This is a genomic window from Enterobacter sp. DVT3837, assembly GCF_056238685.1.
In genome coordinates this window covers 447,544-461,591 of sequence record NZ_JBWDLA010000001.1, presented here as the reverse complement: position 1 = coordinate 461,591, position 14,048 = coordinate 447,544, and the positions used below count along the sequence as shown (strand labels likewise).

The following is a 14,048-nucleotide window of genomic DNA, read 5'->3' as shown; positions in this document are numbered from 1 at the left end:
AATTTTTATCTAAAAATATAAGGGCCAGTTCATGCTTCAAAGTAACGAATACTTTTCCGGTAAAGTGAAATCCATTGGTTTTACCAGCAGCAGCACTGGCCGCGCCAGTGTCGGTGTCATGGCCGAAGGGGAATACACTTTTGGTACGGCCGAAGCGGAAGAGATGACGGTCGTTAGCGGTGCGCTCAACGTCCTACTGCCGGGTGAAACGGAATGGAAAGTTTACGCAGCCGGGCAAGTTTTCAACGTTCCTGGCCACAGCGAGTTCCATCTGCAGGTTGCTGAACCGACCTCTTATCTGTGCCGCTATCTGAAATAAAAAATAAGCCGGGTGGCGCTAACGCTTACCCGGCCTACGCTTTGCCTGTTATCTTTGCGCTTCGCCGCCGAGACCTTCCACCAGATTCTGAATCAACGCGGCCAGTTCCCCGGTCATCAGGATGAAGTCCGCGTCAAAACGCTGGGCGTAATCTTCCCGGTCGATGTCTTCATTCTGATCGCGCAGTTCATCGCAGAACTTCAGACGTTTCACGGAACCGTCATCGCACATCATAAACTGAATCCGCTGCTGCCAGTCGAGCGCCAGTTTGGTCACCACTTTGCCCGCTTCGATGTGTACGGCAATCTCGTCGCTCACCAGATCCTGTTTCTTCGCGCGGATCACGCCGCCATCTTCCAGCAGGGCTTTCAGCTCGGCCTCATCGAGGATCTGGAAACCTTGCGCGGCAGCACCGCTGCGTACCCACTCGGTCAGGGTCAGCTCGATTGGCGTTTCCAGCGCCAACGGTACGACCGGCAGAGAGCCGATGCTTTTGCGCAGCAGAGCCAGCGTATCTTCTGCTTTTTTGGCGCTGGCGCAGTCCACCATAATCAGCCCGTTAACGGTATCGATCCACATCATGGTCTGGCTGAAGCGGCTAAAGGCGCGCGGCAGCAGAGAGTGCAGAACTTCGTCTTTCAGCGAATCTTTTTCGGTTTTCTTCAGCTTGCGACCCTGTTCGGCTTCCAGCTTGAAGATCTTCGCTTCGAGCGCCTGTTTAACCACCGGCGTTGGCAGAATTTTCTCTTCTTTACGGGCGCAGACGATGATTTGACCCGTGCTGCTGGCGTGGGTCAGTGCATCGCTTTGTGAACCCATTGGCGGAACCCAACCGGTTTTTGCCATATCCTGGCTACCGCAAGGGGAAAAGGTGTAAGCGGCTAACTGTTTTTCCATCTCTTCTGCACGCAGCGAAACGTCGCGGCTGAGACGGTAAACCATCAAATTTTTGAACCACAGCATGATAATTTCCACGGCCTTGTCGTTAAATCAGCGGGCATGATAACGAATTGTCGCATCGCTTGCATTGCTAATCGGGAAGCGTGCTTCTACTCTGTTGATAATCAAAATAATGAGGAGAGTCTTGTGCGTATTGGGATTGATTTGGGCGGCACCAAAACAGAAGTCATCGCACTGAGCGAGCAGGGGGAACAGCTGTTCCGCCACCGTCTGCCTACGCCGCGCGATGATTATCACCAGACTATCGAGACGATCGCGAGACTGGTTGAAATGGCAGAGCAGGCGACAGGACAAACCGGCTCCGTCGGAATGGGGATCCCGGGGTCGATCTCGCCTTATACCGGGGTGGTTAAAAATGCCAACTCGACGTGGCTAAACGGTCAGCCTTTTGATAAAGATTTGAGCGCGCGTCTGAAACGCGAAGTGCGTCTGGCCAACGACGCTAACTGTCTGGCGGTTTCAGAAGCGATTGACGGCGCGGCTGCCGGTGCCCATACCGTTTTTGCCGTCATCATCGGTACCGGCTGCGGAGCAGGCGTGGCCTTAGGCGGGCGTGCCCATATCGGGGGTAACGGTACGGCGGGCGAGTGGGGACACAACCCACTGCCGTGGATGGATGAAGATGAGCTTAAATATCGCGCTGAAGTACCGTGCTATTGCGGCAAGCAAGGTTGTATTGAGACGTTTATCTCCGGTACCGGTTTTGCGACCGATTACCACCGTCTGAGTGGTCAGCCGCTCAAAGGGAGCGAGATCATGCGTCTGGTCGAAGAACAGGATTCGGTAGCTGAACTGGCGCTCCGCCGCTACGAAATGCGCCTGGCGAAATCGCTGGCGCACGTGGTGAATATTCTCGACCCGGACGTGATTGTGCTCGGCGGCGGCATGAGCAACGTCGACCGCCTGTACAGCACGGTCCCGAATCTGGTGAAACAGTGGGTGTTTGGCGGCGAGTGTGAAACCCCGATCCGCAAAGCGCTGCACGGTGATTCCAGCGGCGTGCGCGGCGCGGCATGGTTGTGGCCGGAATAAAAGCAAAGAGTGTTTATTCCCTCTCCCTGTGGGAGAGGGTCAGGGTGAGGGCACCAGACCGCACCGCCCCCCATTCACTCCACCGCATACTCTTTATCCAGCCTGCTGTATCCCAGCCCGTTGATCTTTTTCACTTTAATCTGCACCGGAATACGCTCTTTCATCGCCTCGACGTGGCTGATGACACCGATAGTTTTCCCGGTGGCGTTCAGCGCGTCGAGGGCATCCAGCGCGGTATCCAGCGTTTCGCTGTCGAGCGTGCCGAACCCTTCATCCAGGAACAGCGAGTCGATCCGCGTTTTGTGACTCACCAGATCGGAAAGTGCCAGCGCCAGCGCCAGGCTGACCAGGAAACTTTCGCCACCAGAGAGCGTACGGGTGTCGCGCACGGCATCCGCCTGCCAGGTATCGACCACTTCCAGCTCCAGAGCATCGCTGGCTTTGCGCTGGAGCAGATAACGCCCGTGCAGGCGGTTAAGTTGCTGGTTAGCAAGCCAGACAAGATTATCCAGCGTCAGCCCCTGGGCGAACTTGCGGAACTTGTCGCCGGTACTGGAGCCGATAAGCGCATTCAGGTACCCCCAGTCGTCTGCCAGACGGCTGGCCTCTTCAATTTGCTGCATTAAAGCCAGTTGGTGCAGGCGGTTATCGCTATCCTGCTTAAGCTGCTGGCGGATCTCTCCCTGCCGCGTGGTGTTCTCACGAAGCTGCTGCGTCAGTTGCTGGAGCTGGATCTGCAGGCCTGGTGCATCGGCGTCGAGCCCTTCTGGCCGCAGCGCCTGGTGCGCCTGCAACTGTTGGTTTGCCTGTCCGGACAAGGCGGCTGCCTGCTGTATCTGGTTTTCCAGCGATTGCTTCAGATGATTGAGGTGTTGGAGCATGTTCTCATCCAGCAGAGCGGCAAGGAACGCATCTTGATCGGCAAAACAGCTTGCCGACAGGGCCTGGGTGAATTGCACCTGCGATTGCTGCAGGCGCTCACGCTCCAGCGTTTCCTGCTGCCGGTGTGCCGCCAGTTGGCTCTGCAGAGACACGCATTCGTCGTGGATTGCGCGCCAGTTGTCAGGAATGGCGGGTTCGGTCTCTTCACTGTTGGTGACCGGAAGTGCGTCAAGCAGTGGCTTCAGGGCGTTTATACGTTCCTGAATCGCACCCTGCTGTGTCTGTTTTTCCTGCCACTGTGCGAACTCCGTTTCACGGGTGTTCAGCCAGGCGGCCTCTGTACCTTCTTCAGGTACGCTGAGTGAAAGTGCGGCCAGGGCGCTTTCCAGCCCCTGACGCGTTGTCGCCAGTTGCTGCTGGTACTGGCGTTCCTGCTCTTCCATTTCGTTGAGCTGGTTTTGCAGCGTCAGACGCTGGCTGAGCTGATAAAGCTGGCGTTCATAGTGCTCCTGTTCGCTCATCCAGATGGCAATATCTTCCTGAATATTCAGCGAAATATTTAATGCCGCGCAAACCTCCTGCCACTCTTTAGTGAGCGCTTGCTCTTCCTGAGAGAGTGTCTGCGCTTCGCCTGTCTCGCGCTGGATCTGTTGAGTCAGGGCATTAACCTGGCCCAGAACCAGCAGCCCTTCCTCTTTTAGCGAGGCGACCTCTTTTTCCAGGGCATCACGGCGGCGCTGATTATCAGTGAGTTCAAGCGCTTGATATTTCTCCACGGCGGGATGTTCGCTGGAGCCGCACAGTGGACAGGGTTTGCCTGCCTCAAGCTGAGAACGATAGCTTTCCAGATCTTTAATCGTCGCTTCACGTTCACACAGGGCTTTCAGGTCCAGATAGTGCTGGTTTTTCTCTTTGTATTGCAGGCGACGTAGCGTCAATGTTTCATTGAGTTTTACCTGCTCAGCCAGGGCCTTCTGCATGCTTTCACCGTTCTGGTGCAGGCGTTTTTGTAGCGGCTGATAGCGGGCATGGAGCGAGGTCAGACGTTGACGCATCGTTCGTGACTGCGCCTGTTGTTCCATCGCTACTGCAACCTCATCCACCGTCAGCGTCAGGGTTGTTTCCGGCAGGGCGGCCCGTTTATGGCGTAATTCAGTGAGGCGGGCGGTCAGGGCAGTAAGCTGATTTTTATCACGGCCAAGCTGAGCGAAGTGCGCTCGCCAGCCTGCCATTTCCTGTCCCCATAAGCGGAATCGATCATGTTCTGCCTGCCACTGCGTCAATACCGTTAATTCAGTCTGCAACTGCTCATGGGTATGAATGGCGGTATTACGGATACGCGAGCGCAGCGCGGTTTTATCTTGTAAGCGAGTATTTACTTCGATAATTCGCTGCTGGGTTTGAGCCAGACGCGAGGCTTGCTCTTGCTGGTGTTCCCAAAGCGGTCGAAGCTGAGCGGCGGGTTGAGCAAGCTGGAGCTTTGCCAGGCCAGGCGCGGCGTCGGTCAGCGCCTGCTGTGCCTGCTGTTGTAACACGCTTACGCGCTGTTGCTCGCGAAGAAGCTCATCATGGCGTGTAAGCCACTGATAATCTTTCTGCTGGCGCTGTTGCTGTGCCAGCAGTGTTTTCTCTTCGTCAGTAAGTGCCTGCAAACTCTGCTGTAACTGCTGCTGTTGCTCTTCGCTCAACAGCACCACACCCGCTGCCTGTGCCTCGCGCATTTCAAGTACGTTTCGGGCGGCTTTGTGTTTCTCAAATATCCTGGCGGAAATCTGGCCATAGATCTCGGTTCCGGTCAGTTCTTCCAGCAGCTCTGCGCGATCGCTCGGCTTGGCATTGAGGAAAGCGGCAAACTGCCCCTGAGAGAGCAGCATTGAACGGGTAAATCGGTCATAGTCCAGCCCGGTGAGCGCGGCGGTTTGCTCCAGTTTATCTGTCACTTTGTCGGCGAGAATCTTGCCATCTTCGCAGCGAGCCAGTTCCACACGCGGTGCCTGCAGGTTCCCGTCTGGCTGATTACGCGCCCGGTTCTGGCTCCAGAAGGCGCGGTAGGCGGTACCTTTTACTTCAAACTCAACCTCGGCCAGACACTCGGCGGTATCACGCGTCATCAGATCGTTTTGCGCCTGAGACACTTTTTGCAGACGCGGCGTTTCGTGATAGAGCGCCAGACAGATGGCGTCGAGCAGGGTGGTCTTGCCTGCACCGGTCGCACCGGTAATGGCAAACAGCCCGTTGCTGGCAAAGGGCTCAGCGGTAAAGTCAATTTTCCACTCGCCCTTGAGTGAGTTGAGGTTTTTCAGACGCAGGCTCAGGATTTTCATGCGTTCTCTTCCTCGTTATTCAGCGCGTGGAGCGTATGGGCGAACAGCTCGTTCAGCCGGGCGCGTTTTGCATCGTCCATCTCTTCCTGGGCCAGTCGGCGTTCAAAAACCTCTTCGACTTTAAGTTCACTCAGCGTTTCGCGCTGAGCACTCAGCAGGATTTTTTCGCGCTGCTCGCGACTACGGCGTACCAGTAAAACCTCGACAGGAAGATCTTCCGTCAGCGCCTGAATTTTTCGCTGCATATCATGCAGATAGTCGTCTGTCGTGATTTCGATATCCAGCCAGACGGGGGGATTAAGCGCAGTGCCACGCCACTGTTCAAGCTGGGAGGTGATGGCATCAAGGTCACCCTTCAGCACCGCCAGCGGCTGGGTAACAGGGACTTCCAGCGTTTCGACGGCGCTGAGTTTACCTCCGTTAAAACTCACCAGATGCACAGATTTGGCTTTACCTGTCTCATCAAAACTCAGCGAAATGGGCGAGCCACAATAGCGAATGTGTTCGCAGCCACCAATGATCTGTGCGCGGTGAATATGCCCAAGCGCAATGTAGTCGGCAGGCGGGAAATTTTGCGCCGGGAACGCATCCAGCGTACCAATATAGATGTCACGTACGGCGTCACTTTTACTGGCTCCGACGGTGGTGAGATGCCCGGTTGCAATCACCGGAATAAGCTGTTCGCCGCGCAAGGTACAGGCATCGGTATATTGTTGGTGATAATAGTCAGTGATGCTCTGCAACAGATGCTGCTGTTTTTCTCCGCCGGACATCCCGGCCTGGCTCTGCACGATATCGCGTGGGCGCAGGAAGGGAACCGGGCACAGCACCGCCCCCGGTGTACCGTCACGTTTTTTCAGGATCTGCGGCGCATGCCCGGCACTGGCCACCACGGTAGTGTTCAGGAAGGCCAGGATGTCGCGGGATTCATTCAGCGTGGCGACGGAGTCGTGATTACCGGCGACAATCACCAGATGGCAGCCTGTTTGCTGCAGATTTACCACGAAGCGGTTGTACAGCTCACGCGCATAGCTTGGCGGCGAGCCGGTGTCGAAAATGTCACCCGCGACAATAATCGCATCCACTTCGCGCGATCGAGCCGTATCCAGCAGCCAGTTCAGGAACGCTTCATGCTCAGCTGCCCTGCTTTTGCTGTAAAAGTTTTGACCCAGATGCCAGTCCGAAGTGTGAAGTATGCGCATAGGAGATCCGTGGCGAAAAAAGATGTTGGCGATTATAAACATTCAGGGGCAGAAAATAACCGCTGTAATAAAACAACAGTTTGCCATTTATAGTGGTAAGGTTTTTCATAAATCTGTCATAAATCTGACGCATAATGACGCCGCATTACAAACTTGTAACTTAAATAAGATAAGACAGGGCAAAGTATGGCGAGACGTATTCTGGTCGTAGAAGATGAAGCTCCAATTCGTGAAATGGTGTGCTTCGTGCTCGAACAAAATGGCTTCCAGCCGGTTGAAGCGGAAGATTATGACAGCGCGGTGAACCAGTTGAATGAGCCCTGGCCCGATCTGATTCTGCTCGACTGGATGTTGCCTGGCGGCTCTGGACTGCAGTTTATCAAACACATTAAACGTGAAGCGATGACCCGCGATATCCCCGTTGTCATGCTGACGGCACGTGGTGAAGAAGAGGATCGCGTGCGTGGGCTTGAAACGGGTGCCGATGATTACATTACCAAGCCGTTCTCCCCGAAAGAGCTGGTTGCTCGTATCAAAGCCGTAATGCGCCGCATTTCACCGATGGCAGTGGAAGAGGTGATTGAGATGCAGGGGCTGAGCCTTGACCCGACCTCACACCGCGTCATGACGGGCGAAAACCCACTCGACATGGGGCCTACCGAATTTAAACTTCTGCACTTCTTTATGACTCACCCGGAACGCGTTTACAGCCGCGAACAGTTGCTGAATAACGTCTGGGGAACTAACGTGTATGTCGAAGACCGGACGGTTGACGTCCATATCCGCCGCCTGCGAAAAGCGCTGGAACTGAGCGGCCACGATCGCATGGTGCAGACGGTCCGCGGCACGGGTTATCGTTTTTCTACCCGTTTCTGAACAATGACAGGAGTGTGACGCGTGCTGGAACGTCTGTCATGGAAAAGGCTCGTCTTTGAACTGATCTTATGTTGTATTCCGGCCTTCATTCTGGGGGCCTTTCTTGGACATCTGCCGTGGTTTCTGCTGGCCTCGGTCACCGGGCTGCTGATCTGGCATTTCTGGAACCTGTTACGCCTCTCCTGGTGGCTATGGGTTGACCGAAGTATGACACCGCCGCCGGGAAGCGGCAGTTGGGAACCGCTGCTTTACGGTTTGCATCAGATGCAGATGCGTAATAAAAAGCGCCGCCGCGAACTGGGAAGCCTGATCAAGCGTTTTCGCAGCGGGGCGGAGTCGCTACCGGATGCGGTCATTCTGACGACCGAAGAAGGGACAATCTTCTGGTGTAATGGTCTTGCGCAACAGTTGCTGGGGTTGCGCTGGCCGGATGATAATGGCCAGAATATCCTCAACCTTCTGCGTTATCCTGAGTTTGCGCAGTATCTAAAAAAGCGTGATTTTACCGGTCCGCATAATCTGAAACTCAATAATGGTCGCCATCTGGAAATCCGCGTGATGCCCTACAGCGATCGGCAGTGGCTGATGGTGGCGCGCGATGTCACCCAGATGCACCAGCTGGAAGGCGCGCGACGCAACTTCTTCGCGAACGTGAGCCACGAATTACGCACCCCGTTGACCGTACTGCAGGGGTACCTGGAGATGATGCAGGAGCAAACGCTTGAAGGTGCGCCACGTGAAAAAGCGCTGCACACCATGCGCGAGCAAACGCACCGTATGGAAGGTCTGGTGAAACAGCTGTTGACGCTCTCAAAGATTGAAGCGGCGCCAACGCTTGCGCTGAATGACACCATTGATGTCCCCATGATGCTGCGGGTGGTGGAGCGTGAAGCACAGACGCTAAGCCATAAAAAGCACCACCTGACTTTTGAGGTCGACAATACGCTGAAGGTTCTGGGCAGTGAAGATGAGTTGCGCAGCGCCATTTCCAACCTGGTGTATAACGCGGTGAATCATACGCCGGAAGGGACGGAGATCGTGGTGCGCTGGCAACATACCCCTACGGGCGCTGAATTTAGCGTCGAGGATAATGGTCCGGGGATTGCTCCGGAGCACATCCCGCGTCTGACCGAACGTTTCTATCGCGTGGATAAGGCGCGATCGCGACAGACAGGGGGAAGCGGTCTGGGGCTGGCGATTGTAAAACATGCCGTCAATCACCATGAAAGCCGCCTCGATATTCAGAGTACCCTGGGTAAGGGAACCCGCTTTAGTTTCGTGATCCCGGAACGATTAATTGCCAAAAAGATCGCCTGATAACGGGTGTGTCATTTTACCTTTCCACGGGTCAGCGTTTGCTGGCCCGTTTGCTTTGCAGTCAAACGAAACGCGAATGAATTTTATACGGCTGACTGTTTTTTGTTCGCATGATTAGCCATGGGTTTTTCTGATAATTAGCGTATTATGCTGGTGTGTTTTTTCATGGTGGCATATTGTTCTGGTTTTGCGATCCCACCTTGCCTTTAAACGTTATAAGCGTTTAAATTGCGCCCCAGATACTGTCAGACCGACTGTATTTGCGTGGTAAATCGAAAAACTATTCTTCTCCACGCCAGGACGGGAGCATTTCCCGCTGAAATTGAGCAATTTTTCGGCTGTATCTTCCCACCAGGGAAATCGAAAAGCTCAATGTTTTCAACACCACATCCACAGGCAGTAAGGTTTTATGACCCATCACTTAAAATCGCGTGACATCATCGCGCTGGGCTTTATGACATTTGCGCTGTTCGTTGGCGCAGGCAACATCATTTTCCCTCCAATGGTTGGTTTACAGGCGGGTGAACACGTCTGGACTGCCGCATTTGGTTTCCTGATTACTGCTGTGGGTTTACCGGTACTGACCGTTATCGCCCTGGCGAAAGTGGGTGGCGGTGTTGATAGCCTCAGCACCCCGATCGGCAAAGTGGCGGGTGTTCTGCTGGCAACCGTCTGCTATCTGGCCGTGGGCCCACTGTTTGCGACCCCGCGCACGGCGACCGTTTCCTTCGAAGTGGGCATTGCTCCTCTGACCGGTGACGGCGCGATGCCGCTGTTTATCTACAGCCTGATCTACTTCGCGATTGTGATTCTGGTTTCTCTCTATCCGGGCAAGCTGCTGGATACCGTCGGTAACTTCCTGGCTCCGCTGAAAATTGTGGCGTTGATTGTGCTGGCGGTTGCGGCGATTGTCTGGCCGGCAGGTCCGATTAGCGACGCCATGGATGCCTACAAAAATGCCGCATTCTCCAACGGCTTTGTGAACGGCTACCTGACGATGGATACGCTGGGCGCAATGGTGTTTGGTATCGTCATCGTTAACGCCGCGCGTTCCCGTGGTGTGACCGAAGCACGTCTGCTGACCCGCTACACCATCTGGGCTGGCCTGATGGCCGGTGTGGGCCTGACGCTGCTCTATCTGGCGCTGTTCCGTCTGGGTTCCGATAGCGCCATGCTGGTTGATCAAAACGCGAATGGCGCGGCTATTCTGCATGCTTATGTTCAGCACACCTTCGGCGGTGCGGGCAGTATGCTGCTGGCAGCGCTCATCTTCCTGGCATGTCTGGTGACCGCCGTTGGCCTGACCTGTGCCTGTGCTGAGTTCTTTGCGCAGTATCTGCCGCTCTCTTACCGCACTCTGGTGTTTATTCTCGGCATTTTCTCCATGGCGGTGTCCAACCTCGGTCTGAGCCACCTGATTCAGGTCTCTATTCCGGTGCTGACGGCTATCTACCCGCCGTGTATCGTGCTGGTGGTACTGAGCTTTACTCGCCCGTGGTGGAATAACTCCTCACGAATTATTGCGCCAGCCATGTTTATCAGCCTGATTTTTGGTATCCTTGACGGGATTAAAGCATCAGCTTTCGCAGAAATTTTGCCAGCCTGGACACAGCGTCTGCCGCTGTCCGAACAAGGCCTGGCCTGGCTGATGCCTACCGTTGTTGCATTGGTTCTGGCGGTTATCTGGGATCGTGCTGCAGGGCGTCAGGTCGCATCGAACGCCCATTAATCAACGGCAACAAACTGTTTAACCACGGGGCTTAAGGCCCCGTGGTTTTTTGTTTTTTTCGTGTTGAATGGCAAGATTTAAATGGAAAGCACTAACAAACTTAAACGTGGACTCAGCACGCGCCACATCCGCTTTATGGCGCTGGGCTCCGCTATCGGTACCGGTCTTTTTTATGGCTCGGCAGATGCCATTAAAATGGCCGGTCCAAGCGTTCTGTTGGCCTACATAATCGGCGGTGTGGCGGCCTATATCATCATGCGTGCCCTCGGGGAGATGTCGGTTCACAATCCGTCAGCCAGTTCGTTCTCCCGTTACGCGCAGGAAAACTTAGGTCCGCTGGCCGGGTTTATTACCGGCTGGACCTATTGCTTTGAAATCCTGATTGTGGCGATTGCCGATGTGACCGCGTTTGGTATCTATATGGGGGTCTGGTTCCCGGCGGTACCGCACTGGATTTGGGTGCTGAGCGTGGTGCTGATCATCTGCGCGGTTAACCTGATGAGCGTGAAAGTCTTCGGTGAACTGGAGTTCTGGTTCTCTTTCTTTAAGGTCGCCACCATCATCATCATGATTGTCGCCGGTTTTGGGATCATCATCTGGGGGATTGGTAACGGCGGTCAGCCGACCGGTATCCATAACCTCTGGAGCAACGGCGGTTTCTTCAGTAATGGCTGGCTCGGCATGGTGATGTCGCTCCAGATGGTGATGTTTGCCTACGGCGGTATTGAGATTATCGGTATCACTGCCGGGGAAGCGAAAGACCCGGAGAAGTCGATTCCGCGCGCCATCAACTCGGTGCCGATGCGTATTCTGGTGTTCTATGTGGGTACGCTGTTCGTGATCATGTCCATCTACCCTTGGAACCAGGTGGGCACTAACGGTAGCCCGTTTGTACTGACCTTCCAGCATATGGGCATTGCGTTTGCTGCCAGTATTCTGAACTTTGTGGTGCTGACAGCGTCGCTTTCCGCGATCAACAGTGACGTCTTTGGCGTGGGGCGTATGCTGCACGGCATGGCGGAGCAGGGCAGTGCGCCAAAGATATTTGCCAAAACTTCACGCCGCGGTACGCCGTGGGTCACCGTGGTGGTGATGACCGTCGCACTGCTGTTCTCGGTTTACCTGAATTACATCATGCCGGAAAACGTCTTCCTGGTGATTGCATCGCTGGCGACCTTCGCGACGGTGTGGGTGTGGATTATGATCCTGCTGTCACAGATTGCATTCCGCCGTCGTCTGTCTCCGGATGGGGTGAAAGCACTGAAGTTCAAAGTGCCGGGCGGTGTGGCAACGACCGTGGTTGGCCTGCTCTTCCTGGTCTTTATCATCGCCCTGATTGGCTACCACCCGGATACCCGTATTTCCTTATACGTCGGCTTCGCGTGGATCGTCCTGCTACTGGTTGGCTGGATGTTTAAATGCCGCCGTGACCGTCAGCTGGCGGAAGCACAGTAATGTTAATGCCCGACGATGTCGGGCATTTTTTCTCCTCCCCCATCCTCCTCCCCCAATAAACCGCATCATGATGAGCTAACCTTAACCACCCTGTGGCAAGGTGACGTCAATTTCATCAAAGGGGATTCGTGATGTTAAACGCCTGGCACCTTCCGGTTGCCCCATTTGTTAAGCAAAACAAAGACAACCTTGTGATTACGCTCTGGCTGACGGGGGAAAATCAGCCTGAACGCGTAACGCTCCGCGCCGAAATTGATAACGAAGAGACCGCGCTGAAAATGCACAAACAGCGTAGCCAGCCGCAGCCGGGGATCACGGCCTGGCGGGCAAATATCGACTTGCGCAGCGGGCAGTCACGCCGGCGCTACAGTTTCAAACTGCTGTGGAACAACCGTCAGCTGTGGTTTACCCCGCAGGGGTTTAGCCGTTTCCCTCCGGCCCGTCTTGAGCAGTTTGCCGTTGATTACCCGGATAACGGACCGCAATGGGTTAACGATCAGGTCTTTTACCAGATTTTCCCGGATCGCTTTGCCCGCAGTGAAAAACGCACTGCTGACCAGGATAAGATCTATCACCACCATGCCGCAGGCCATGACATTATCCTGAAAGCGTGGGATGAACCACTGACCGCGCAGGCGGGCGGTTCGACGTTCTACGGCGGCGATCTCGACGGTATCAGCGAAAAGTTGCCGTACCTGAAAAAGCTCGGCGTGACGGCGCTGTATCTCAACCCGGTGTTTAAAGCTCCGAGCGTACACAAATACGATACCGAAGATTATCGCCACGTTGACGCGCAGTTTGGCGGCGACGAAGCGTTATTGCGCCTGCGGCAGAACACCAGAAATGAAGGTATGCGCCTGATTCTGGACGGTGTGTTTAACCACAGCGGAGATTCACACGCGTGGTTTGACCGTCATAATCAGTCGATGAGCGGAGCATGCCATAACCCGGATTCACCGCAGAGAAGCTGGTATAGCTTTAATGAGGAGGGACGTGCGCTGGACTGGCTGGGTTATCCGAGCCTGCCAAAGCTGGATTTCCAGTCACCTTCTCTGATCGATGAAATCTACGGCGGTGAAGACAGCATTGTGCGCCACTGGCTGAAAGCACCGTGGAATATGGATGGCTGGCGCCTGGATGTGGTGCACATGCTGGGCGAAGCGGGCGGGGCGCGGAACAATATTCAACACGTCGCGGGTATTACCCGCTCTGCAAAAGTGGCTCAGCCAGAGGCATTTGTATTTGGCGAACATTTTGGCGATGCGCGCCAGTGGCTGCAGGCCGATGCGGAAGATGCGGCGATGAACTATCGTGGCTTTACCTTCCCGCTGTGGGGATTCCTCGCGAATACCGATATCTCCTACGATCCGAATCACATTGATGCCGAAACTTGTATGGCGTGGATGGATAACTACCGCGCCGGTCTGTCGCATCAGCAGCAACTGAGAATGTTTAATCAGCTGGATAGCCACGATACGGCGCGCTTTAAATCCCTGCTTGGCAAGGATGTGGCGCGTCTGCCGCTGGCCGTCACCTGGCTCTTCACATGGCCAGGCGTACCCTGTATTTACTACGGTGATGAAGTAGGGTTGGACGGTAACAATGATCCCTTCTGCCGCAAAACCTTCCCGTGGCAGCCAGCGAAACAGGACAAGGTGCTGTTCAGCCTTTATCAGCGGTTGGCGAAGTTACGTAAACAGCACCAGGCATTACGCTATGGCGGATGCCAGGTGCTGTACGCCCACGACAACGTGGTGGTGTTTGTCCGTGTTTATAACCAGCAGCGCGTGCTGGTGGCGATTAACCGGGGTGAGGCCTGTGAAGTGGTGCTGGATGACTCCCCATTGCTGCACGTGAAGGCGTGGCAATGTAAGGAGGGTAAAGGGACTCTTCAGGAAGGCATACTCTCATTACCTGCAATTTCTGCTTCCATCTGGTTCGGTAATTAATCT

Annotated in this window: 10 protein-coding genes; 7 read left to right on the top strand and 3 right to left on the bottom strand. The window is 54.9% G+C overall.

All coding sequences use genetic code 11. The features are described 5' to 3' along the window. The first annotated feature begins 31 nt into the window (after positions 1-31). The gene (gene ppnP / locus AC0XWG_RS02170; RefSeq protein ID WP_008503270.1) at positions 32-319 is read left to right on the top strand and encodes a pyrimidine/purine nucleoside phosphorylase; all 288 of its coding nucleotides are present in this window, start codon (positions 32-34) and stop codon (positions 317-319) included. 48 nt (positions 320-367) lie between these two features. Here ppnP and rdgC read toward each other — a convergent pair whose 3' ends face one another. After that, positions 368-1,282: a recombination-associated protein RdgC gene (gene rdgC / locus AC0XWG_RS02165; protein ID WP_028017678.1), complete on the bottom strand. Its 915-nt coding sequence runs from the start codon at positions 1,280-1,282 to the stop codon at positions 368-370. A gap of 123 nt (positions 1,283-1,405) precedes the next feature. Between rdgC and mak the strand changes: the two genes are divergently transcribed. Then, a complete protein-coding gene (gene mak, locus AC0XWG_RS02160) occupies positions 1,406-2,311 on the top strand; it encodes a fructokinase (RefSeq protein ID WP_108090716.1) in 906 nt (301 codons plus the stop codon). Between the two features lie 74 nt (positions 2,312-2,385). Here the strand turns inward: mak and sbcC are convergent, their stop codons facing one another. After that, entirely contained in the window at positions 2,386-5,517 is a 3,132-nt protein-coding gene (sbcC, locus tag AC0XWG_RS02155) for an exonuclease subunit SbcC (RefSeq protein WP_475680330.1), read from the bottom strand. Further along, the gene (gene sbcD, locus AC0XWG_RS02150) at positions 5,514-6,719 is read right to left on the bottom strand and encodes an exonuclease subunit SbcD (protein WP_128348500.1); all 1,206 of its coding nucleotides are present in this window, start codon (positions 6,717-6,719) and stop codon (positions 5,514-5,516) included. The genes sbcC and sbcD overlap by 4 nt, the downstream gene beginning before the upstream one ends. A gap of 186 nt (positions 6,720-6,905) precedes the next feature. Between sbcD and phoB the strand changes: the two genes are divergently transcribed. From phoB to malZ, 5 genes are all read left to right on the top strand, one after another. Then, positions 6,906-7,595 (top strand): phosphate response regulator transcription factor PhoB, encoded by a 690-nt coding sequence (gene phoB / locus AC0XWG_RS02145; protein ID WP_003859122.1) that lies wholly within the window; start codon positions 6,906-6,908, stop codon positions 7,593-7,595. 21 nt (positions 7,596-7,616) lie between these two features. Continuing rightward, positions 7,617-8,912 carry a phosphate regulon sensor histidine kinase PhoR gene (gene phoR / locus AC0XWG_RS02140; protein ID WP_049007507.1) on the top strand — a complete coding sequence of 432 codons (1,296 nt, stop codon included), beginning with the start codon at positions 7,617-7,619 and terminating at the stop codon, positions 8,910-8,912. Positions 8,913-9,321: 409 nt separating this feature from the next. Continuing rightward, positions 9,322-10,641, top strand: coding sequence for a branched-chain amino acid transporter carrier protein BrnQ (gene brnQ / locus AC0XWG_RS02135; RefSeq protein WP_008503262.1), 1,320 nt, complete (start codon positions 9,322-9,324; stop codon positions 10,639-10,641). Positions 10,642-10,722: 81 nt separating this feature from the next. Next, a complete protein-coding gene (proY, locus tag AC0XWG_RS02130; RefSeq protein ID WP_128348502.1) occupies positions 10,723-12,096 on the top strand; it encodes a proline-specific permease ProY in 1,374 nt (457 codons plus the stop codon). A 131-nt stretch (positions 12,097-12,227) separates the two neighbouring features. Beyond that, a complete protein-coding gene (gene malZ, locus AC0XWG_RS02125; protein WP_128348503.1) occupies positions 12,228-14,045 on the top strand; it encodes a maltodextrin glucosidase in 1,818 nt (605 codons plus the stop codon). Positions 14,046-14,048: the final 3 nt, after the last annotated feature.